20 protein-coding genes are annotated in these 22,991 nt (G+C 66.5%); 10 read left to right on the forward strand and 10 right to left on the reverse strand.

Features of this window, described 5'->3' with window-relative positions:
• Nucleotides 1-99: 99 nt before the first annotated feature.
• The 6 genes from murJ (at nt 100) to OG326_RS02160 (ending at nt 8,619) form a co-directional block, all read left to right on the forward strand.
• Entirely contained in the window at nt 100-3,963 is a 3,864-nt protein-coding gene (murJ, locus tag OG326_RS02135; protein ID WP_442790994.1) for a murein biosynthesis integral membrane protein MurJ, read from the forward strand.
• A gap of 169 nt (nt 3,964-4,132) precedes the next feature.
• A complete protein-coding gene (gene sigM / locus OG326_RS02140) occupies nt 4,133-4,759 on the forward strand; it encodes an RNA polymerase sigma factor SigM (protein WP_327142944.1) in 627 nt (208 codons plus the stop codon).
• 133 nt (nt 4,760-4,892) lie between these two features.
• Nucleotides 4,893-5,786 carry a hypothetical protein gene (locus OG326_RS02145; RefSeq protein ID WP_327142945.1) on the forward strand — a complete coding sequence of 298 codons (894 nt, stop codon included), beginning with the start codon at nt 4,893-4,895 and terminating at the stop codon, nt 5,784-5,786.
• Nucleotides 5,787-5,929: 143 nt separating this feature from the next.
• Complete coding sequence (gene trxB, locus OG326_RS02150) at nt 5,930-6,928, forward strand: thioredoxin-disulfide reductase (RefSeq protein WP_327142946.1); 999 nt, start codon at nt 5,930-5,932, stop codon at nt 6,926-6,928.
• Between the two features lie 11 nt (nt 6,929-6,939).
• Nucleotides 6,940-7,278, forward strand: a complete 339-nt coding sequence (trxA, locus tag OG326_RS02155; RefSeq protein ID WP_327142947.1) for a thioredoxin — start codon at nt 6,940-6,942, stop codon at nt 7,276-7,278.
• A 144-nt stretch (nt 7,279-7,422) separates the two neighbouring features.
• Entirely contained in the window at nt 7,423-8,619 is a 1,197-nt protein-coding gene (locus OG326_RS02160; RefSeq protein WP_327142948.1) for an N-acetylmuramoyl-L-alanine amidase, read from the forward strand.
• 75 nt (nt 8,620-8,694) lie between these two features.
• Here the strand turns inward: OG326_RS02160 and OG326_RS02165 are convergent, their stop codons facing one another.
• The 10 genes from OG326_RS02165 to rpmH form a co-directional block, all read right to left on the reverse strand.
• Nucleotides 8,695-9,423: a GNAT family N-acetyltransferase gene (locus OG326_RS02165; RefSeq protein WP_327142949.1), complete on the reverse strand. Its 729-nt coding sequence runs from the start codon at nt 9,421-9,423 to the stop codon at nt 8,695-8,697.
• 216 nt (nt 9,424-9,639) lie between these two features.
• Complete coding sequence (locus OG326_RS02170) at nt 9,640-10,659, reverse strand: ParB/RepB/Spo0J family partition protein (RefSeq protein ID WP_327142950.1); 1,020 nt, start codon at nt 10,657-10,659, stop codon at nt 9,640-9,642.
• Nucleotides 10,660-10,704: 45 nt separating this feature from the next.
• Nucleotides 10,705-11,673 (reverse strand): ParA family protein, encoded by a 969-nt coding sequence (locus OG326_RS02175; protein ID WP_442790995.1) that lies wholly within the window; start codon nt 11,671-11,673, stop codon nt 10,705-10,707.
• 495 nt (nt 11,674-12,168) lie between these two features.
• A complete protein-coding gene (locus OG326_RS02180; protein WP_327142952.1) occupies nt 12,169-12,591 on the reverse strand; it encodes an Ig-like domain-containing protein in 423 nt (140 codons plus the stop codon).
• A gap of 94 nt (nt 12,592-12,685) precedes the next feature.
• Nucleotides 12,686-13,405, reverse strand: coding sequence for a 16S rRNA (guanine(527)-N(7))-methyltransferase RsmG (gene rsmG, locus OG326_RS02185; protein WP_442790900.1), 720 nt, complete (start codon nt 13,403-13,405; stop codon nt 12,686-12,688).
• Between the two features lie 127 nt (nt 13,406-13,532).
• On the reverse strand, nt 13,533-14,108 hold the full coding sequence (locus OG326_RS02190; RefSeq protein ID WP_327142953.1) for a Jag family protein: 576 nt from the start codon (nt 14,106-14,108) through the stop codon (nt 13,533-13,535).
• 47 nt (nt 14,109-14,155) lie between these two features.
• Entirely contained in the window at nt 14,156-15,244 is a 1,089-nt protein-coding gene (yidC, locus tag OG326_RS02195) for a membrane protein insertase YidC (RefSeq protein WP_327142954.1), read from the reverse strand.
• Between the two features lie 4 nt (nt 15,245-15,248).
• Nucleotides 15,249-15,575: a membrane protein insertion efficiency factor YidD gene (gene yidD, locus OG326_RS02200; protein ID WP_297610742.1), complete on the reverse strand. Its 327-nt coding sequence runs from the start codon at nt 15,573-15,575 to the stop codon at nt 15,249-15,251.
• A complete protein-coding gene (gene rnpA, locus OG326_RS02205; RefSeq protein WP_327142955.1) occupies nt 15,572-15,976 on the reverse strand; it encodes a ribonuclease P protein component in 405 nt (134 codons plus the stop codon). Before rnpA ends, yidD begins: the two co-directional genes overlap by 4 nt.
• A gap of 134 nt (nt 15,977-16,110) precedes the next feature.
• Nucleotides 16,111-16,254: a 50S ribosomal protein L34 gene (gene rpmH, locus OG326_RS02210; RefSeq protein WP_297610748.1), complete on the reverse strand. Its 144-nt coding sequence runs from the start codon at nt 16,252-16,254 to the stop codon at nt 16,111-16,113.
• A gap of 571 nt (nt 16,255-16,825) precedes the next feature.
• On the opposite strand from rpmH, the gene dnaA reads away from it, so the two are divergent.
• The 4 genes from dnaA (at nt 16,826) to OG326_RS02230 (ending at nt 22,730) form a co-directional block, all read left to right on the forward strand.
• Entirely contained in the window at nt 16,826-18,724 is a 1,899-nt protein-coding gene (gene dnaA, locus OG326_RS02215; RefSeq protein WP_327142956.1) for a chromosomal replication initiator protein DnaA, read from the forward strand.
• A gap of 767 nt (nt 18,725-19,491) precedes the next feature.
• Nucleotides 19,492-20,661, forward strand: coding sequence for a DNA polymerase III subunit beta (gene dnaN / locus OG326_RS02220; protein ID WP_327142957.1), 1,170 nt, complete (start codon nt 19,492-19,494; stop codon nt 20,659-20,661).
• Between the two features lie 147 nt (nt 20,662-20,808).
• Nucleotides 20,809-21,981 (forward strand): DNA replication/repair protein RecF, encoded by a 1,173-nt coding sequence (gene recF, locus OG326_RS02225; RefSeq protein ID WP_327142958.1) that lies wholly within the window; start codon nt 20,809-20,811, stop codon nt 21,979-21,981.
• Nucleotides 21,982-22,130: 149 nt separating this feature from the next.
• Nucleotides 22,131-22,730: a DUF721 family protein gene (locus OG326_RS02230; protein ID WP_327142959.1), complete on the forward strand. Its 600-nt coding sequence runs from the start codon at nt 22,131-22,133 to the stop codon at nt 22,728-22,730.
• Nucleotides 22,731-22,991 lie beyond the last annotated feature (261 nt).

A 22,991-nucleotide genomic window follows, 5' to 3' on the forward strand; every position in this document is an offset into this window, starting at 1 on the left:
GCCTATGTCCCCGAAGAAGACCGCTACCACTGGGGACACGGCAACCCGGATCAGAACCGGGCACCCGGAATCGGGCCGCGGCCCACCCCGCGCGACGGCATGCGCTACCCGGAGTCGAATCCGGTACCGCGGCACTCGCAACCACTGCCCAGGCAGGCGCGCGGCGGACCGACCACGCGGGAACAGCAGCAGGTCGAGAAGGCCGAGAACTCGAACGCCAGACTGGTCCGGGACTCCGGATCCATCGCGATCGCGACCCTGGTCAGCCGCATCACCGGCTTCGGCAAACAGCTACTGCTGCTGACCGTGCTCGGGCCGGCCATCGCCAGCGCGTTCACCGTGGCCAGCACCATCCCGACCATGATCTCCGAGCTGCTGCTCGGCGCGGTCCTCACCGCCATCGTGGTGCCGACCCTGGTGCGCGCGGAGAAAGAGGACCCCGACGGCGGCAGCGCCTTCGTCCGGCGGCTGTTCACCGCCGCGATCACCATCCTCGGCATCGGCACCACACTCACCCTGATACTCGCGCCCATCCTGACCACGCACGTCTTCCTCTCGAACGACGGCAAGGTCAATACCGCGCTCACCACCGCACTGACCTTCCTGCTGCTGCCCGCGGTGTTCTTCTACGGCACCTCCGCGCTGATGATGGCCATCCTGAATACGCACGGGGTGTTCAAACCCGGTGCGTGGGCGCCGGTGCTCAACAACCTCGTGGTGCTGGCCGTGCTCATCGCCTACCGGCTCACACCCGGTGAGATCAGCCTGCATCCGGTCCGCATGGGCGATACGAAACTGCTGGTCCTCGGCATCGGCGTGACCGTCGGCGTCGCGGTCCAGGTGCTCAGCCTGCTGCCCGCCATCCGCCGCGAAGGAATCGACCTGCGGCCGCTGTGGGGTGTGGACGCCCGGCTCCGGCAGTTCGGCGGCATGGCCGCGGCCATCATGCTGTACGTGCTGATCAGCCAGGTCGGCTGGACCTTCGCGACCCGCGTGTCCTCGCATGTGGACATCGCCGGTCCGGCCATCTACCAAAATGCCTGGCTGCTGCTGCAATTGCCGTACGGCGTACTCGGCGTGACCCTGCTGACCGCGATCATGCCGCGGCTGAGCCGCAATGCCGCCGCCGACGACACTCCGGCCGTGGTCGACGATCTCGGCACCGCCACGCGACTCACCATGATCGCGCTCGTTCCGGTCGTCACCTTCCTGACCTTCGCCGGACCGCAGATCGGCCGCGCCCTCTACGGCTACGGGCACTTCGGACCCGGACAGGCCGGGCGGCTCGGCGAGGCCGTGTCCTGGTCGGCCTTCACGCTGATCCCGTACGCGCTGGTGCTGATCCACCTGCGCGTCTTCTACGCCCGCGAACAGGCCTGGACGCCGACCTGGATCATCCTCGGCATCACCAGCGTGAAGATCGCGCTCTCGGCGCTCGCGCCGATGGTCGTCGACGAACGCCACGTGGTGATCGCGCTCGGTGTCGCCAACGGGCTCGGCTTCGTCTCCGGCGCGGTGATCGGCGGCTGGCTGCTGCATCGCAGCCTCGGCGATCTGCGCATGGCCAATGTCGGGCACACCATCACCCGCGTCGTGGGGGCCTCGCTGGCCGCCGGCGTGGTCATGTGGACCGCCGACAAAGTCATGGGGCTGCACCGGCTTTCGGAGTCCTTCGGCGGCATCGGATCGCTGGTGCGGGTCGCCCTCACCGCGATCATCATGTTCGGCGTCGCCTTCGGCCTCATGCGCCTGGCCGGCATCCCCGAAATCGTCGCCATCACGGTGGCCGTGTCGCGGCGCCTCGGCTTCACGGCACCGGCGCCGCAGATGGATCTCGACGGCGGGCCGATCGACGCGACCACGCTGCTCCCCAAGCCGGATCTGCGCGCCGCGCCGTACTACTACCGGTTCGACCCGTACCTCGACGCGCAGACAATGGTGCTGCCCGTTATCCGACCCGATGCGGTTGACATCACCGGCAAGGGTGAGTTCCCGTACCCTGTTCGGCAGAGAAGCGCAAGCGCCGCATCCGGTGTTCCAGACGACTACAACAGGCCGGATGAGGGCTCTCGCGCGGCCTCGGACGACGGCGTCTACCAGGCACCGGGTTCGGCCCAGACACATCGGTCTCCGACATACCAGGGCGAAGGAGGAACGAGGGTGAGCGACGACGCGGTGAGCGGCGTCCCGGCCGCCGAATCCACAGCGGCAGCGGGCGGTGGGCTCTCCACGGATGCGCCCCCGACTCCGGACGAAAAGATCGGAAAGCAGAGCGGCAAAGCCGATTCCGCCAACCGATCCACCGGACGTGGCGACCGAGGCGAACCGGACGAACTACCGGACGAAGGTGGCGCAGGCCCCGAAACCGGCGTCTACGAGGCGATCTCGCCTCAGATGCCGCCCATGCGGGTGGAGGCCACCAAGCGCATCCAGCGCGGCCCCAAACTGCTGCCCGGCGCGTCCGTCGCGGGCGGCCGCTACCGGCTGCTCGCCGGCCACGGCGGTGCGCGCGGCCTGAAATTCTGGCAGGCGCTGGATGTGAAGCTCGACCGCGAGGTCGCGCTCACCTTCGTCGACGCCGACCAGCAGGACGCCGAGAACTCCGGACACGATGGGCCGCAGGCGATCCTGTCGCGCACCCTGCGACTCGGGCGCATCAACTCGCCCGGCCTCGCCCGTGTGCTCGATGTGGTCCGCGGCTCCTCCGGCGGCATCGTCGTCGCCGAATGGACGCCCGGCCGCTCGCTCAAGGAGATGGCCGACACGGTGCCGTCCCCGATAGGAGCGGCGCGCGCCATCCGGGCGCTCGCGGCGGCGGCCGAACTGGCACACCGCGGCGGCGGCTCGCTGTCCATCGATCACCCGGATCGGGTGCGCATCAGCGCCTCCGGTGACGCGGTGCTCGCCTTCCCCGGCACGCTCGGCGATTCCGACGCGCAATCGGATGTCCGCGGGCTCGGGGCCATGCTGTACGCGCTCATCACGGCGCACTGGCCGATTCGCGTCGGCGGCGTCACCGGTACCGCGGCGACCATCGGCGGACTGCCGCTGGCCGATTTCGGGCCGGACGGAACTCCGGTGGAGCCCAGGACCATTCGGCCCGAGGTGCCCTTCGAGATCTCCGCGGTCGCGGTGCGCTCGCTGGAATCCAACAAGGGTGTGCGCACCGCCGCCACGGTTCAGCACGTGCTGGAGCAGGCGTCGGTCGTCGACCAGAAGACCGACCTCATCCCGGTGCTCAGACTCGGCCAGCGGCCGCCCTCGGCGCCGGACGAGACCCTCGCCGATCCGGAACTGCTCGCCGCCGAGAAGGAACGCTCGCAGCGGATGATGTGGATCCTGGTCGGACTCGGCGTGCTGGCCGCGCTGGTGGTCGGCGTCATCATCTGGTGGCTGCTGAGCGTGTTCGCGCCCGGCAGTTCCGAAGCGCCGCTGAACGAACAGCGCAATATCGGTCTCACGACGTCCAGCCCGATACCGACCTCGCCGGGGGCTCCCGTGCCCACCGGCGGTGCGGCGCAGGGTGTTCCGGTACCGGTCACCGGCGCCATGGTGTTCTCGCCCGAGGGCACCCCGGACGGTGTGGGCAGCATCGGGGCCGTGCTGGACAACAACCCCGTCACGGTGTGGCGGACCGACGCGTACTTCCAGCAGTTCCCCGCCCTCAAGAAGGGGGTGGGGATCATGACGACGCTCGGCAGCCCCAGCAAGCTGACCAAGGTGATCATCGATTCGCCGACGCCGGGCACCGTGGTCGAGATCCGCACCTCGCCCACGGCGTCGCCGACGCTTGATCAGACCCAGCTCATCGGGTCGGCGACGCTCGGCAACGGGACCACCGAGATCGCGGTGCAGGCCGACCAGCCCGCCCGCTACGTGCTGGTGTGGATCACCGCGCTGGCGCAGAACGGCGGGCAGTACCAGACCTCCATCGGTGAGGTGCGCTACGAGGCCGCACCGTAGTTCCGAGGCCGTGCCGTGATCTACGGCCTCGGAACCCGGTGTCCGGTTCGCCCGAAAAAGCCCGCTAGCTGCGCTTTTCTTGCGCAAACCATTGCTACCGAATCGTTATCTTCGTTATGATCTTGCGTACTCTCTGCAGGTTTCAGGAGTTGCAGGTTCAGGAGTTGCATTGTCAACTGCGAAGAATTACGAGGTAGCGACCGAGCCGACCACTCGGTCCACAGCGACGGCCGTCCGGACCCGGAAACCCCGGGTCGCCGAGACCACCGATCGCGATCTCCTAGCCGCCCACGCCTCCGGCGAGCGGCACGCCTTCGCCGAACTATTACGGCGCCATCGCGATCACCTCTGGCAGACCGCGCTACGCGCCTCCTATACGCCCGAGGACGCCGCCGACTCGCTGCAGGACGCCCTGCTCTCCGTCCATCGCGGTGCGGGCGCCTTCCGCGGCGATGCCGAGGTGCGCAGCTGGTTGCACCGCATCGTGGTGAACGCGTGCCTCGATCGCATCCGTCGCAACAAACTGCGGTGCACGGTACCGTTACCGGACGAGTCGTTGCTCGAACCCCGTTATGCCCGCGACGATTTCGCGAGCCTGGAGGCAAGTCTTGTCATCGACGCAGCATTGTTCACGCTGCCCGCCGAACAGCGCACCGCACTCGTCGCGGTGGAGCTCGAAGGACTGTCGATCGCGGAAGCCGCAGCGCTGCTCGGAGTTCCGGCCGGAACCATCAAGAGCCGGTGCGCCCGCGGCCGGCGACGACTCGAAGAACATCTGCACGCGATGAACACCTGAATCCGCTGCGGAACAAGCAGGATAGCGGGAACCGGATCGCACTCCGGTGCGTCAAAAACTAAGACAGGTCTGCGAATTCCCATATCGGGTCCGATCTGGAGGGGCGATGAACGAGGACTACGCAGGAGGACCGGTGGCAGCAGGGACGATTCCCCGGCCGCCCTATTCCTCCGAGCTGCTCGCCGATCTGCACGCCGGGAACGTCCCGGCAGACCTGTCCGCCCAGCTGTGGACGCAGGTCCGCCGCGATCCGGACGCCATGCGCTATCTGCGCTCGCTCGATCAGGTGAACAATCGCCTGCGCGACCTCGGCCGCGACGAACACATCGCCCACCCCATGCCCATCGCCATCACCGCACGCCTGGAACGAATGATCGACAATCTCGCCGCCACCGACCTCGACACCAGTGATCGAGTGGCCACCGTGCACCGCCTCCCGGTGCCCCGCCAATCCACCCATCCCGCACCGCCTTCCACCGCACCCATGCCGGTACTGAACGGTTCGGCCATCTTCGACACCGGGCGGCTGGACCCCCGCGAACTCGACGACCTCGTCCCCGAGGAGCCCGAGTCGGAGTTCGATCTCACACCCGGCCCCGCACCGGCGACCGAACGGTTCTCCAACCGGCTCCGCTGGCTCACCGCGGCCGCGGCCACCGCCGCCATCACGGCCGGAGCCGTGGTGGCCGTGGACGCCGTGCAGACCCGCACCGGGACGCCCGCCGCCGCACAGTCCGCCGCCGCGCTACCGCTGGCGGCGGAACTTCCGCCCACCGCGGTGCTCACCGCCATGGGCCACCACGACATCAGCGGGCCGCTCGCCGCGGGCAACGCACTATCGAGTTGCCTGCGGGCCGCAGGGCTCGACCGCTCGGTGCTGGGATCGCGTAGCGTCCTCTACGGCGGCAAACCGGCCGTTCTCGTGCTGCTCGCGGGCCCGCACGCGCCGCAGATCACAGCCGCCGTGCTCGACAACGGCTGCGGACCGGGGAACCCGCAGGTACTGGCCAGCACCGATATCGGCTGACGGCCCGCCGCCGCTCCCATGCACAGCGGTAGATGGGAGCGCCACCGCCTACCCACGGCCCGGTGGGAACAACAGCGTTTACGCTGTGGTTGACCGACATGCCTGTTTCACGTGCCTGTTTCACAACTGCCTCGGAGGACCCTTTGAGTACCGCTGTTCGCGACCTGATCATCGTCGGTTCCGGACCGGCCGGATACACGGCGGCTGTGTACGCGGCGCGTGCGGAACTCCAGCCGATCCTCTTCGAAGGCACCCAGTTCGGCGGCGCCCTCATGACCACCACCGAGGTCGAGAACTTCCCCGGCTTCCGCGGCGGCATCATGGGCCCGGATCTGATGGAGGAGATGCGCGAGCAGGCCAAGCGCTTCGGCACGGACATCCGCACCGAGGACGTGGACGAGCTCGACCTCTCCGGTCCGATCAAGAAGGTCACCGTCGGCGGTGAGGTTTTCGAGGCCTACGCCGTGATCCTCGCCATGGGTTCGGCGGCCCGCTACCTGAACATCCCCGGTGAGCAGGACCTGCTCGGCCGCGGCGTCAGCGCCTGCGCCACCTGCGACGGCTTCTTCTTCAAGGGCCAGGACATCGTGGTGGTCGGCGGCGGCGACTCGGCCATGGAGGAGGCCACCTTCCTCACCAAGTTCGCCTCCAGCGTCACCATCATCCACCGCCGCGAAGAGTTCCGGGCCTCCCGCATCATGCTGGAGCGGGCCAAGGCGAACGAGAAGATCCGTTTCCTGCTCAACTCCGAAGTGACTGCGGTGCACGGTGATTCGGCTGTCACCAGCCTGAGCATTCGCGACACCCGCACCGGCGAGACCTCGGAGCTGCCGGCCACCGGCCTGTTCGTCGCCATCGGCCACGACCCGCGCAGCGAATTGGTGCGCGGCCAGGTCGAACTGGACGGCGAGGGCTATGTCCAGGTCGACGGCCAGTCCACCTTCACCTCGCTGCCCGGCGTCTTCGCCGCGGGCGACCTGGTGGACCACACCTACCGGCAGGCCATCACCGCCGCCGGAACCGGCTGCCGCGCGGCCATCGACGCCGAGCGCTGGCTCGCGGACCAGGGCGACATCACCAGCAACACACTCGATCACGCCGGTCACTCGGTGGAATCGAACTCTGCGGTCATCAGTAACTAGAAGGAGTCACCATGTCGGACGCCAAGACCACCGCCACGAAGACCGTCACCGACGCCACCTTCGCCCAGGACGTGCTGGCCAGCGACAAGCCCGTCCTGGTCGACTTCTGGGCCTCCTGGTGCGGCCCGTGCAAGATGGTCGCCCCGGTGCTCGAGGAGATCGCCGCCACCCACTCCGACAGCCTGACCATCGCCAAGGTCGACGCGGACGCGAATCCGGAGGCCTCGAAGGACTACGGCATTCTGTCGTTGCCTACCATGGTGCTGTTCCAAGGGGGCAAGGAGATCAAGCGGATCGTCGGCGCAAAGGGCAAAGCGGCCCTTCTGCGCGAACTCGAGGGTGTTATCTGACGACGCGCCGTACGATGCCTGCACTCGACAGTTGCCGAAATCCGGTCCGGGTCTGAGACAATCGACCGACGCTCCGGTCGTGCAGAGGTGTGAATCTTTGCATGAGTGGGTACCCGGGTTGGCGGAAGGAAAGGGCTCTTACGCATGCACCGACTTCGTCACGGCGATACTGGACCAGCCGTAGCTGAGGTTCGGAGCACCCTCGCAAGTCTGGGTTTCCTGCACTCCCACCTGAATGCCGAGCACGGCAACGGGAATGGCGAGTACTGGAAGAACGTAGAAGTCGTCTTCGACCACGACCTCGACTCCGCGGTCCGCGGGTTCCAGCAGCACCGCGGCCTGCTCGTCGACGGCGTGGTCGGTCCGGCTACGTACCGGGCCCTCAAGGAAGCCTCCTACCGACTCGGCGCCCGCACGCTCATCTATCAGCTGTCGGCGCCGCTGTACGGCGACGATGTCGCCACCCTGCAGCGCCGCCTGCAGGACCTCGGTTTCTACGTGGGCCGGGTCGACGGGTTCTTCGGACCGCATACGCACGAGGGGCTCACCTCGTTCCAGCGCGAGATCGGCCTGGCCGGTGACGGCATCTGCGGTCCGGATACGCTCCGGTCCCTGGAACTGCTGGGAGCCCGTGTCACAGGCGGTAATCCGCATCGCATCGCCGAGGAAGAAGTGGTGCACCGGGCCGGGCCGCAGCTCACCGGTAAGCGCATCGTCATCGATCCGGGCCTGGGCGGACCCGATAAGGGCGCACCGGTGCCCAGCGAATTCGGCGACGTGTACGAATCGGAGATCCTCTGGGATCTGGCCAGCCGGCTCGAGGGCCGCATGGCCGCCACCGGTATGGAGACCTTCCTGTCCCGGCCGTGGGGTGCGAATCCCTCCGATGCCGAAAGAGCCGAGACCTCCAATACTTTCGACGCGGATCTGATGATCTCGCTGCGCTGCGCGGGCAACCCGAGCACCTCGGCGAGCGGGGTGGCGAGCTTCCACTTCGGCAATTCGCACGGGTCCACCTCGATGATCGGGCAGGTGCTCGCCGGTTTCATCCAGCGCGAGATCGTCGCCCGGACCTCCCTGCAGGACTGCCGGACCCACGCCCGCACCTGGGATCTGCTGCGCCTGACGAAGATGCCGACCGTGCAGGTCGATATCGGCTATCTGACAAGCGATTACGATTCGACGGTGCTCACCAACCCGCGCATGCGGGATGTGATCGCCGAAGCCATCCTCATCTCGGTGAAGCGGCTGTACCTGCTCGGCCAGGACGATCAGCCGACCGGTACCTACACCTTCGCCGAACTGCTCGCCGAGGAAATGGCCGCGGCCGAGCGCATCTGAGTCCGCTTCCGAACCGAAAAACCCCGTCCTCCCGAATTACTGTGGGAGGACGGGGTTTTCTGCTGTACCGGCCGATCAGAGAGTGATCAGGCGGTTCGGCATGGTCATGGCCGCGGTCGCGAGCAGCTGATCCAGCGCGCGCTCCACGTCTTCCTTCCACAGGTGGTCGCTGTCCAACTCCAGCCGCAGGCGCGGGAAACGGTGGTGCGCGGCAACCACTTTGAAACCGACCTCCTCCAGGAAATCGGCATCGATCATGCAGGTCTCCGGCGTGCACACGGACGAGGGCGACGGCTTGGAGGACGTCCGCGGGGAAGCGGGCGCGATCCGCTCCATGAACATCATGGAGCCGAGATCGGCCATCGAGGTGGACGACGGATCCGAGCGAATCCCGAAGGATTCGATGGCCCGCACACCACGACGCACCAGATCGCCCACCACGGCCTGAATAAGCTGCTGGGCTACATCATTCGTCTGATACGGGAATTCGGCGCCCAGCGTGGTCAGCAGGACCGCGTCCGGGCTCACGGGGGAGGTGGGGAACAGGCCGGCGCGCGGGGACGAGCTCGGCGGCGAATACAGGGCGCAGCCGGCGGGCTGACCGTCGATCAGCGCGATCTGCCCACACGAGCCCCACTCCAGGAGCACAGTGGAAAGCCAGGCCTCCTTTTCGAAGACCGGGTCACTGAATTCACGGGAATCCGCAGCCACCGCCGGATCGAGCTCCCAGAAGACGCACCGCCGGGCATGTGCCGGAAGTTTGTCGAGTCCGCCGAGGGTTAGTGCGGTAACGCTGGTCGACACCGCTCTGCTCAGCCTCCAGCTGTCCGATTCATCCACACTCACGCCGCATCAATATCTGCTCGCCAAAAAGAATAAGCGATCAAAGCAACACGCCTCTCCGGGCCTAGAAAACTCCGGCGTCACTGTGACGTTTCAGCCCCCACCCTCGGGTAGGGGCACCGAACCTCGAAAAATCCGCTCCGAGACTCGGGTGTGGGGGTAGGGCCCCGATTTCCACTACGGCTTGGACTGCTCCATCATGCTGACGATCCGCTCCAGATCATCGATGGAACCGAACTCGACCGTGATCTTGCCCTTGCGCTTGCCGAGCGCCACCGTGACCCGGGTGTCGAAGGATTCCGACAACCGCTCGGCCACATCCTGCAGACCCGGCATCTGGATCGGTTTGCGCTTGGCCGCCGGGGGAGTGGCCGCGGCATCCGGGTTCCGATTGGCCAGAGTGACAGCCTCTTCGGTGGCCCGGACCGACATACCCTCGGCCACGATCCGTGCGGCGAGCGCCTCCTGCGCTTCGGCTCCGGCCTCCAGTGCGAGCACCGCGCGCGCGTGCCCGGCGGAAAGTACGCCCGCCGCCACCCGGCGCTGCACCGGAATCGGAAGTTTCAGCAGGCGAATCATATTCGTCACGACCGGTCGGGAACGGCCGATTCGCGAAGCCAATTCCTCATGGGTGACGCCGAACTCCTCCAGCAGCTGCTGATAGGCGGCCGCCTCTTCGAGAGGATTCAACTGCACGCGATGGATGTTCTCCAGCAACGCATCCCGCAGCAGTGATTCGTCCGCGGTCTCCCGGACGATGGCCGGAATGGCGGGCAGGCCCGCCTCCTGGCTTGCGCGCCAACGCCGCTCGCCCATGATGAGCTGATACTTCGGGGTCGGCAGGCTCTCCACCTGACGCACCACGATCGGCTGCATGAGGCCGAACTCCTTGATGGAGTGCACCAGTTCGGCGAGCGCCTCGTCCTCGAAAACCTGACGCGGCTGCTTCGGATTCGGCACGATCTGGTCGTGCGGAATCTCCCGGTACACCGCACCCGCATCGGCCGCGTCGCCGCCGCCCTCGACCGGATCCGGAACCCGGTGCAGGAAGGCCGAAGCCGGCTGCGGTCCGATCGGGTCCAGTCCGATGACGACATTGGCGGCAGCACTGCCCAGACCGCCCGGTGTGGCTGCGGGCCCGGTAGGGATCAGCGCGGCGAGACCGCGTCCCAGTCCACCCTTCTTCGCCTGACTCATCGGTCTACTGACCCCTCTCGTTGTTCACCGCAGCCGAAATTGTCATTACACACCCGATCCCGTATCGGGTAGCAATGCGGGCTCCTGAATCGCCGAACGGAGTGCCATCTCACGTCCCGCATCGAGGTAGCTCATGGCGCCACGCGAACCCGGGTCGTAGTCGAGCACCGTCATGCCGTAGCCCGGAGCCTCGGACACCTTCACACTGCGGGGGATGACCGCCTTCAGGACCGTGTCACCGAAGTGGTTGCGCACCTCCTCCGCCACCTGATCGGCGAGCTTGGTGCGGCCGTCGTACATGGTGAGAACAACGGTGGAGACATGTAATTCGGGATTGAGATGCGACTGCACCAGACCGATATTGCGCATCAGCTGACCGACGCCCTCCAGCGCGTAGTACTCACACTGGATGGGGATCAGCACCTCCTTCGCCGCGACGAGCGCATTGACGGTGAGCAGTCCGAGCGACGGCGGGCAGTCGATCATGACGTAGTCGATGTCGTATCCGGCGAGATTGGCTTCCTGAATGGCGGCCTTCAACCGGCCCTCGCGGGCGACCATCGAGACGAGTTCGATCTCCGCACCCGCCAGATCGATGGTGGCGGGGATGCACATGAGCCGCTCATTGTGCGGGCTCTGCTGGATGGCGTCCCGCACCGTGCACTCACCGATGAGCAGTTCGTAGCTCGACGGAATACCGGAGTGGTGGGGGATGCCGAGCGCGGTGCTGGCATTGCCCTGCGGATCGAGATCGACCACCAGCACCCGCATGCCCTGGATCGCCAGTGCGGCAGCCAGGTTCACCGCGGTGGTGGTCTTGCCGACGCCGCCCTTCTGGTTGGCGATGGTGATGACCCGCTGCTCCTTGGGGCGCTGCACCTCCGAGTTCTTGCTGGGGTGCAAGACCTGGCTGGCGCGCGACGCCTCGGCGGCAATGGGGGTCTCGGTGGGGGAGATGTTCCCGAACGGGGTGCGGCTGAACTCCTCCGCGTCGAAGGTCCCGGTATCGAGCATGCCGGGCACTCGGGACGTTGTTTCCCGTGAAACATTCGCCGGACCGTTGGACATACAGGCTCCTAACCCCGAGAACTCAAAGACACGTGGCCGAGCGTGGCAGCAGGATCGACAGCGGGCTCACTACGCCACGCTGCGTTGTCACCGAGATGGTGCGAGGTTCGAGATGCGATACCCATTCGAAGCCGTTCCCGACTGTCGTGCAGTCGATTTGGAGCCGCTGCCGGGCATCGCAGTCTGCGCTCACACTCGACGTTCACTAGCTTGCCAGTACGGGACACAATACGGAAGTTGAACGGCAATGAACTCCATCCGACACGCGAAAACGGCCGGGACAATCCGCAGATTTCAGACTCGGGCGCGGCGAGCGGGGCGCGGCGCATGTTTCCCGTGAAACAACAGCGGCAGTGGGGAGGGAAGCAGGGAGGGGAAATCACGAAGCGGGCGAGACGGCAGGACGCCGTCTCGCCCGCTTCGGTTCGGGGGGGTGCTGGACTACTGCGCCGAGAGGCTACTGAGCAGACCGCTGAGGGGGTTGCTCCCGGACGAGCCGGTGCCACCCGGAGTAGTGGGCTGGTTCGTCACTGTGACGGTGGTGGTCTTACTGCTGATGAGTTCCTGCGTCGCCTTGATCTCGTGCGAACCGGTCGTCGACGGCGTCCACTGAATCGTGGCCGTGCTGCCGCTCGGGTACGCCTTGCCGATCTCGGTGCCGTTGTCGGTGAAGTCGACCTGGAAGAGGGCGGAGGTGACCGTGACGCTCGCGGTGATCGTATAGGCCTGCCCGACATAGAGCGTGGTGCCCGAGACACTGAGGTCCGTCACCAGTGCGCTCGCCTGCGGGGCCGCGACCAATGCGGCCGTCGCGAGTGCGCCGAGCAGTGTGGTGCCGAGGCCGGCCCGCCGTGAGATCTTCATGAAAACTCCTGTGCTCCCTAACCCACTGCCTGTGGGTCATCGGGACAGTACCGAGCCATCGGCCTGCGCACAGCTATTTTGAAGTATCTATATTTCAATTATTGCGGGCACGGGACTTGCGGCGCTCACCCCGGGGGAGACGCTCGGCGCTGATCACCATCGTGGGGGTTTCCAGCACACCCACACCGCACTCGAGGACCTCGGCGTGACCCGCGCCCGCCTTGGTGAGATCGGCGCGATCGCGTTCCAATTCCTCGATCGCGCTGATGCCCTTGAGCGCCAGCATGCGCCCGTGATCGTGAATCAGCGGCATGGACCAACCGGCCAGCCGCGCCAGGGGAGCGACCGCGCGGGAGGTGACCACGTCCGCGCCGCCGGCCTCCTTCTTCACACCGGCCTGCTCGGCCCGGCCGCGGACGACGGTGATATCGAGTCCGGCGGCCTCGATGAACTCGGCCAGGAAGACGGTGCGGCGAAGCAGCGGCTCCACCAAGGTGATTCGAAGATCCGGGCGGGCGATGGCGAGGGGGATGCCCGGCAGTCCCGCACCGCTGCCGACATCGACGACGGTCGCGCCCTGCGGGATGAGCTCACCGATCACCGCGCAATTGAGAATGTGCCGATCCCACAGCCGGGGCACCTCGCGCGGACCGATCAGGCCGCGCTCCACACCCGCACCCGCGAGGGCGGTGTAGTAGCGACGGGCCAACTCCAGCCGATTCCCGAAGACCACCGCAGCGGCGGCGGGCGGTTCCGACTCGGTTGGCATTGCTGCCTGATCGGTCATCTCGGTGCCAGGTTCCACGTGAAACATCCTTCCGAACTGATGACGAACAATCGGGACCGGATCGCACGGATCTCATGAACGCCGCGCCCTACAGAGGACAAGCGTAGGGCCCCCGGTCTGATCGACGCGGGGGCCCTACCTCAATGTGCGCGTGTCACGCGGGGAGCACGACGACCCGTCGGCTCGGCTCCACGCCTTCGCTCTCGCTGACGACGCCGTCGACCGCGGCCACCGCGTCGTGCACGATCTTGCGCTCGAACGGAGTCATGGGGGTGAGCGCCTCACGCTCGCCGGACTCCAGCACACGCTTGGCCGCCTCGGCGCCGAGTGCGCTCAGCTCCGCGCGACGGCCGGCCCGCCAGCCCGCGACATCCAGCATGAGACGGCTGCGCACGCCGGTCGCCTGCTGCACGGCCAGCCGGGTCAGCTCCTGTAGCGCGTCCAGCACCTCGCCGCGACGGCCGACCAGCTTGTCCAGATCCTTGCCACCGTCGATGCTCACGATGGCGCGATCGCCTTCGACGTCGAGATCGATATCGCCGTCGAAATCGAGGACATCCAGTAGCTGCTCCAGATAGTCGCCCGCGATCTCACCTTCTTCGATGAGTGCTTCCTCGGCGTCCACCACGGTCTCGGCCGGCGCCTCCGCCGCTGCCTCATCAACAGATCCAGCCGGTGCCGCCGTCGCAGCAGTCACAGTGGGGTCCCCTCCGTCTGTTTCAACAGTCATTGTTGTTCCTTCATCTGGAGTTGTCGGCGCCAGGCGCCACGAGAAGATCAGCGGCGCCGCTTCTGGTTGGCGCGACCACGGTTGCCGGACCGCTTCTTGGCCTGGTTCGAGTTCGGCTTCGCCTGAGTCGAATTCGGCTTGGAGCCGTTCTGCGTGGCCTGCGGCGCATCGGATTTCGCCATATCGACCCCGTCGGAATCGACCGCGTCCTCCACCGGCTTCTTACGCGTATCGACCGGCTTGGCACCCGGCTTCGGCGCATTCTGCGCACGACGCTCCAGGGCGACGGCCTTCTTCTCTTCGTCTTCCTTCTCCATACGACCGAAGACGAGATGCTGCTGCGCGTAGGTCCAGATGTTGTTGGAGACCCAGTAGATCAGGATGGCGATCGGCAGGAACGGACCACCGACGAGCACGCCGAGCGGGAACACGTACAGCGCCAGCTTGTTCATCATGGCGGCCTGCGGGTTGGCGGCGGCCGCCTCGCTCTGCCGCTGCACCGAAGCGCGCGCATTGAAGTGCGTCGCCAGTCCGGCGATGATCATCAGCGGGATGGAGACGGCGGCGATGGCCACCTTGCTGGGCACGCCGCCGTACTCGGCGAACGACTGCAGCACATTCGCCTTCTCGGTCATGAAGCCCGAGAGGGGAGCGCCGAAAAGCCGTGCGGTCAGGAAGGACTGGACGTCGCCCGGGCTGAAGATGTAGTTCGCGGTATGGGCGTTCGCGTACGGCGTCATGCCGACCTGGCCGATACCGGTGCCGGTGCGGTTGAACGAGCGCAGCACATGGAACAGGCCGAGGAAGACCGGCACCTGCAGCAGCACGGGCAGGCAGCCCATGAGCGGGTTGAAGCCGTGGTCCTTCTGCAGCTTCTGCATCTCGATCGTCATCTGCTGACGATCGTTCTTGTACTTCTTCTGCAGTTCCTTGATCTGCGGCTGCAGCTCCTGCATCTGCTTCGTGGTGCGGACCTGCTTGACGAACGGCTTGAACAGCACCAACCGCAGCGTGAACACGAGGAACACCACCGACAGCGCCCAGGCGAACCCGCTGTCCTTGCCGAGCACGAACCCGAAGGCTTGGTGCCAGAACCACAGAATGGCCGACACCGGGTAGTAGATGAAATCGAGCACGGCGTTATGTACTCCCGTCGTTCGTATCGCCGGTCACCGCGGACGATGACCCTTCATAGGCTGCTGCCGCGTGCCGGTGCCGTGAAGCACGTTCCGGTACGGGGTCCCACCCACCAGGGTGCCAGGGCGCACATTTCGCAAGACGCACGGCTGCCAGTCCGAGTCCGACGAACAGACCGCGGGTGCGCAGTGCGGTGACCGCGTACTCACTACACGTGGGAGTGAAGCGGCATGTGGGCATGCGGGTGGGGGAGATGTAGGTCCGATACAGCTCGATGAGGAATATCAGAGCTTTGGCCGGTAAGCGGGCCGCCGCGCGCAGCGCGTTCATGACTCGCTTGATTCACTGGAAGCCACAGAATCGGCCAGGGTGCCGAGTTTGCGCAGCCCGCCACGAATCTGCCGTTCGAGATCGGCGGAGGAGGCGGCCGCGGCGCCCGGCAGGGCGCGCAGCACGATATCCGTGCCGTCGGGTACTTCCGCCGCGACAGCCGCACAGATATGACGCAGGCGGCGGGCCACCCGGTGGCGAACCACCGCGTTACCCACCGCCTTGCTGACGATCAACCCGAAACGCGGACCGCCCACCCGGATGGATGGTTGCGGCCCGCTGGACTGATCGTCGTGTAGCAGTACGTGCACAACGAGATCCCGCTTCCCGATCCGCCGGCCCTGGCGCACCGTCCGGGAAAAGTCGGTACGCCGGTGCAGCCGATACGGCTCAGGCAGCACCGATGCGTCCGGCGGAGTGCGGGCGGAGAAGAGAACGGAGGTCGTTCATAGAGCCGTGCATGGGACCCCACGGCGAGCCGTGCATCAGCCGCCACGGCGAGCCGTCAACAAGCCGCCGCATCCGGGGTTCCGAATCAGGCAGTCAGCTTGTCGCGGCCCTTGCCACGACGAGCCGACACGATGGCGCGGCCCGCACGGGTCCGCATCCGGAGACGGAAGCCGTGGACGCGCGCCCGACGACGGTTGTTCGGCTGGAACGTCCGCTTGCCCTTGGCCACGGTCAACACTCCTCATAGGTGGGGGCGTCGGTTGACGCCCGAAGTTTTTCGGTGAAACGGTGTTGCAACGCGACGAATCAGATCCATCGGTGCAAATACCCTTGTCGGCACGGGCAGCACACAGCCGCCACCGCACCATAGGGTGACTGTAGAAGGGTACTGATCTGCTGGACGAGGGTCAAACTCGGGGGGAGTGACGGTTGTCCCGCCCCCGTCGGGGGGTTGAACACCGGTGCCGGCGGGGTTGAACGCCGGTGTCCGCGGGGGTGAACACCGGGTTCGTGCCGAGAGGTCCGTTTCGTGTACGGTCCTTGGCAGACGTCACCCGACCTAGCGTGTAGTTGCCAGCTGATTGCTGAAGAACCGCAGGTCTACGTCCGTTTGGGGGGATTCGACGGGATGCGACACGCATCCCCAGGTTGTCCACATCTGTGGATAATTGTGTGGAAACACCCTTGGAGTGGCATATTCGTGTGGCTGACGGTCCTCGTCGACGCCCGGTTACCTGGGGGAATCGAGCAGTCGCCGCCCGTCTGCTCCAATCGACCTTGCTCCGGGGAGGACTACGTTCGTGGACGACGAGCAGAATGTGCTGACAGCTGTCTGGCCCGAGGTGATCGCCGAACTCGCGAGCGGCTCGGCCGACGGTGAGATCCAGCCGGTCAGCAAGGCGCACAAAGCCTGGCTCGGCATCATCGAACCGATCACCTTCGCCCAGGGATTCGCCCTGCTCTCGGTACCCGGGACCATGGCGCAGGAGGTGGTGGAACGCGATCTGCGCGAGCCCATTCTGCGGTCCCTGGGCCGCCGTGGTCTCCAGGTCGAGGGCCTCGGTGTGCGGATCCGGGCACAGCAGAATTCCCCGGTCGACCGGTCGCCGAACGCACCCCGCCATGCCCGCATGACCTCCCGCCCCGAACGCCCCCGCGAGCCGGATCGGGCGCCCATGGGCTACCAGCCGGCACCCCCCGCGCAGCCGCCGGCCGAGCGTCCGCAACAGCACTACCAGGAGCGGCCGGACTATCCACAGCCGCGCTACGCACCCGCACAGGACTACCCCTCGGAGTACACCGAGCGCGATGCTTATCCACCTGTGGAATTCCAGCAGCCGCAGATGGCCGAACAGTTGCCGGCCCCGCAGCCGGAACCACAGCAGCCGCCGCGCCGACGCGAGAACCACCGCCCGCCGGCCATGCCGCCCGGGCAGGAATCGCTGTTCTCACCCGAGCCCACCCCGCAGTTCCAGGAGCCGCAGCCCACTCCGCAGTTCCAGGAGCAGCAGTTCCAGGAACCGCAGCCCGAGCCCATGCCCGCACAGCCCACCCGCCGTCCGGTGGACGAGGACCGGGATCGGGATGACGAGCCGGTGGTGAACGCTCGCAACTCGTGGCCGACGTACTTCAACAAGTCGCCCGAGCGGGAGGCGCCGCAGCCGTCCTCGGCCAACAGCCTGAACGCCAAGTACACCTTCGAGACCTTCGTCATCGGCGCCTCGAACCGGTTCGCGCACGCGGCCGCGGTCGCCATCGCGGAGGCTCCGGCGCGGGCCTACAACCCGCTGTTCGTTTGGGGCGCTTCAGGTTTGGGCAAAACGCACCTGCTGCACGCGGCCGGTCACTACGCCCAGCGACTGTTCCCCGGCATGCGGGTGAAGTACGTGTCCACCGAGGAATTCACCAACGACTTCATCAACTCGCTGCGCGACGACCGGAAGGTGGCGTTCAAGCGCCGCTACCGGGAGACCGACATCCTGCTGGTAGACGACATCCAGTTCATCGAGGGTAAGGAAGGTATCCAGGAGGAGTTCTTCCACACCTTCAACACCCTGCACAACGCCAACAAGCAGATCGTGGTGTCCTCGGACCGGCCGCCCAAGCAGCTGGCCACCCTGGAGGAGCGGCTGCGCACCCGCTTCGAATGGGGCCTCATCACCGATGTGCAGCCGCCGGAGCTGGAGACGCGGATCGCGATCCTGCGTAAGAAGGCCCGGATGGATCGCCTGGATGTGCCGCACGACGTGATGGAACTCATCGCGACCAGGGTGGAGCGCAATATCCGCGAGCTCGAGGGCGCGCTGATCCGGGTGACGGCGTTCGCCTCGCTCAACGGGCAGCCGCTGGATCTGTCGCTGGCCGAGGTGGTGCTGCGCGATCTCATGCCCGACGCCGCGACCATGGAGATCACGGCGTCCACGATCATGGCCGTGACCGCGGAGTACTTCAATACGACCCTGGAGGAACTGACCGGTCCGGGTAAGGCCCGGCCGCTGGCCCAGGCCCGCCAGATCGCCATGTACCTGTGCCGCGAACTGACCGACCTATCCCTGCCCAAGATCGGCCAGGCCTTCGGCCGCGACCATACGACGGTCATGTACGCCGACAAGAAGGTGCGCAAGGAGATGACCGAGCGCCGCCGGGTGTACGACCAGGTTCAGGAACTCACAGCCCGAATTAAACAGCGTTCGCGCTGATCCACAACTAACAGGCCCCCATGTCTTCTGACATGGGGGTCTTGTGTTTTCAGGGTTGTGGATTCCTCGAGTAAACGTTGTGGAATCCTCGAGGAAACTGCCAGTTGTCCACCGGTTCGCTCACAGGGCTCTACTAACAGGGGTGCACAACCAGTAGTGCACAGTTCCCACAGGTTGCTTCATCCTCGAGGTCTGACCTGCGCGGATGGGAGTTGTGCCCTGTGGATTCCTCGAGGAGTCCCATGGGAGTCCTCGAGGAAACTGCCAGTTGTCCACCGTTTCGCCCCCATGTGCGCAGGTGGCCCGGAAACCGTGGAGCAACTCGAGGATGACTCGAGGATGAATGTGGAAACTGGTGATGACTCCACAGCCATCGGCTGTTCATCCTCGAGACACCCTCGAGACATCCACACGCCGCCACACCCTCCGAGCTGCGGAAAGGGGGGAAGTCCACAGATTCCACACCGCCTACTACTACTTCATTTCTCTCTAATTAGATTTCTCTTCTAAAACAGGTGTGTGGAAAGTCGGCTTGGGAGCGAACGGTTCGCCGGACTCGGTCCCCGGCTTCATGAACAAGCAGAGATGCCTGGACGAGAAGGCCGTCCCTCGAATCGGACAGTCGGACCCTCCGACCCGGCGCGCGCAGATCGCGGGTACGGTTTGATGTCGGCCCCCTGTGCGAGACTGCATGGGTTCCAGGGGGAAGTAGCCCCTGAAGAATTCAGATCACGACTGATCGAGACTGGGAGAGGACAGACCGGGCGATGGAGCTTGCAAGCATGAAGTTTCGGGTCGCTCGCGAGGACTTCGCCGAATCCGTAGCTTGGGTGGCCCGCAGCCTGCCGTCGCGGCCTCCGGTGCCTGTGCTCGGCGGTGTGCTCCTCGTGGCCGATGAAGATGGTCTTACCGTGTCCGGCTTCGACTACGAGGTCTCCGCGCAGATGCGGGTGGCCGCCGAGGTCGCCGGACCGGGGCAGGTGCTGGTCTCGGGCCGTCTCCTGGCCGATATCACGAAGTCACTTCCGAACAAGCCGGTCGATGTGTCGGTGGACGGCACCCGTGTGCTGATCGCCTGCGGCAGTGCGAAGTTCTCGCTGCCGACCATGCCGGTCGAGGATTATCCCCAGCTTCCCGAACTTCCTCCCCAGACCGGTGAGCTCACCGTGGATCTGTTCTCCGAGGCCGTCGGTCAGGTCGCCGTCGCCGCGGGTCGCGATGACACGCTGCCCATGCTCACCGGCATCCGGGTCGAGATCGAGGGTCCGAAGGTGGTGCTCGCCGCCACCGACCGCTTCCGGCTGGCCGTGCGCGAGCTGGAGTGGAATCCGGGTCGCGCCGATGTGGAGACCGCGGTGCTGGTCCCGGCCCGCACGCTGTCCGAGGCCGGTAAGACGCTCGGTTCGTCCGATAAGCCGGTGCAGCTGGCGTTCGGTACCGGTTCCGATGGCCTGCTGGGCATTGTGAACGGCGGCCGTCGCACCACCACGCGCCTGCTCGATGCCGAATTCCCCAAGTTCCGTCAGTTGCTCCCCAAGGAGCACACCTCCATCGCGACGCTCTCGGTGAGCCAGCTGGTCGAGGCCATCAAGCGTGTGGCCCTGGTGGCCGAGCGCGGCGCCCAGGTGCGGATGGAGTTCTCCGAGGAGGGCCTGCTGCTCTCCGCCGGCGGTGACGATGCCGGTCGCGCCGAGGAGTGGCTGGAGGCCGACTTCCGCGGTGAATCGCTGACCATTGCCTTCAACCCGGGCTACCTGGTGGACGGCCTGGGCGCGCTGCGCACCGATAAGGTGACCTTCGGTTTCACCACCCCCAGCCGTCCGGCCGTCTTCGTGCCGACGCCGGAGGAGGATCCGGCGCAGCTGGATTCGGGTGCGTTCGCGGCACTGGCCAGCAATTACATCTACCTGTTGATGCCGGTGCGGCTGCCGGGCTGATCTCAGCGCGAGCGGTAGAGCACTGTGCACACTGTTGATAAACCTGTGAAAAGCTCGGCGCTGGGTGGTGTTTCACCACTCGGTGCCGGGTTTTTGCACTGCGTGGGGTAGTTATCCCCAGGTCGAAGGGAACGGTGGACTGACCGGATGTACGTGCGCACCCTGTCGCTGCGCGATTTCCGGTCCTGGGAGGCCGCCGAGCTCGAATTGCCACCGGGCCGAACGGTATTCCTGGGCGCCAACGGCAACGGCAAGACGAACCTGATCGAGGCCGTCGGCTATCTGTCCACACTCGGTTCACACCGAGTGTCGGCCGATGCCCCGCTCATCCGCCTGGGTGCGCAGCGCGCCCGGATCGGTGCGACCGTGGTGAATACCGGTCGTGAGTTGCGGGTGGATATGGAGCTCAATCAGGGCTCCGCGAATCGGGCGCAGATCAATCGTTCGCCGGTGCGGCGGTCGCGCGAGATCCTGGGGATTCTGCAAACGGTGTTGTTCGCGCCGGAGGATCTGGCGCTGGTGCGCGGCGACCCGTCCGAGCGCCGTCGTTTCCTGGACGAGCTGGCCACGGCGCAATTGCCGCGGATGGCCGGGGTGCGCGCGGATTACGACAAGGTGCTGCGGCAGCGTTCGGCCCTGTTGAAAACCGCTGGGCGGCAGGCGCGTTCCGGGTCGCGCGGTACGGATCTGAGCACCCTCGACGTGTGGGACGGACATCTCGCGGCGCACGGCGCGGTGCTGCTGGCGCATCGGCTGCAACTGGTGCACGAACTTTATCCACATCTTGCACAGGCCTATGGATCGATTGCGCCGGAGTCGCGACCTGCGTCGATCGCATACCGAAGTGGTTATCTGCCTGTGGAATTCCAGGATCCCGCGCGGACGCCGGAGCCCGGGGACGATGAGGCGCTCGAGGCGATCCTGCTGCGCGAGTTGGCGAATGCGCGCCAGAAGGAGTTGGAGCGCGGGGTGTGCCTGGTCGGCCCGCACCGTGACGATCTGGAGCTGATGCTCGGTTCCGCGCCCGCGAAGGGTTTCTCCAGTCATGGCGAATCCTGGTCGTTCGCACTGGCTTTGCGTCTCGGCGCGTTCGAGCTGCTGCGTACCGCGGGCACCGATCCGGTGCTGATTCTCGATGACGTGTTCGCCGAACTGGATCGCCGCCGCCGCGCCGCACTGGCCGCGGTGGCCGCCGGGGCGGAGCAGGTATTGATCACGGCCGCGGTGCCGGAGGATGTGCCGGCGGAGCTGGCGGCGACGCCGCTGCGGGTGGAGACCACCGGGGAAGCCGATCAGCGGGTGTCGCGAATCGTGGAGTAGGCCGCTCGGCTGGTGGCGCGAGTGCGACATCACGGCCTCGCCGAGCGTGTCTGTCGGCGGGATGCGGCAGAATCGCCGGGAACGAACGGATGATCTCCACAGCAGGGTGATCTCCGAGCCGACCACCTCGCGGACGAAGGGATGAGTGCATGGCCGAGCAGTCGCCAGCCGCCGATCCGCACCGCCCGGCCGCCGCCGCGGGTACGCCGGCCGCCGCCGGTCCCGAATCCGAGCTGCGCGGTGTGGATCTGGCCCGCCGGGCGCTGGAGGAGGCCCGTGCCGCGGCCCGGGCCGCCGGTAAATCGGTGGGCCAGGGCCGGGCGTCGCCGCGGACCGGCGGGGTGCGCGCGCTGCGCGGCCGCCGCCGCGGCTGGTCCGGTTCCGGGCCCGATGAACGTGATCCGCAATTGCTCGGCGCACTGACCGGCAAGCTGGCCAAGGGGCGCGGCTGGTCCGGCAAGGTCGCCGAGGGCATGGTGTTCGGCCAGTGGGCGAAGGTGGTGGGGGAGGACATCGCCTCCCATGCGCAGCCGGTTTCGCTGGAGAACAATGTGCTGAGCATCCAGGCGGAGTCGACCGCGTGGGCGACGCAGCTGCGAATGTTCCAGTCGCAGATTCTGGCCAAGATCGCCGCCGCGGTGGGCCACGGGATCGTCACGCAGCTGCGCATCAACGGCCCGACCGCACCCAGTTGGCGCAAGGGCGAGCGTCACGTGAAGGGACGCGGCCCGCGCGATACGTACGGGTAACCACCCGGAATCGCCTGTGCGGCAACCCTGTTGTCCTGGTCAGCTGACCGTTTCACGTGGAACATCGCCGAAAACGCCGGCCCGGGCAAACTGTGCGCGACGCCCCCGCGACTCGATCTTCGCGCACTTCGTCGCTAACTCACCCGGTGGTCCGCACGACAGCCCGCTGAAGCTCCCCGGACCCCCGTCACCCATGACCGGACATATTGCTGGTCGATTTCACGCACCTACGGCGCACACAGGGGTGTCATAGGTGCATTC

The organism is Nocardia sp. NBC_01327 (genome assembly GCF_035958815.1).
Classification (GTDB): Bacteria; Actinomycetota; Actinomycetes; order Mycobacteriales; family Mycobacteriaceae; genus Nocardia.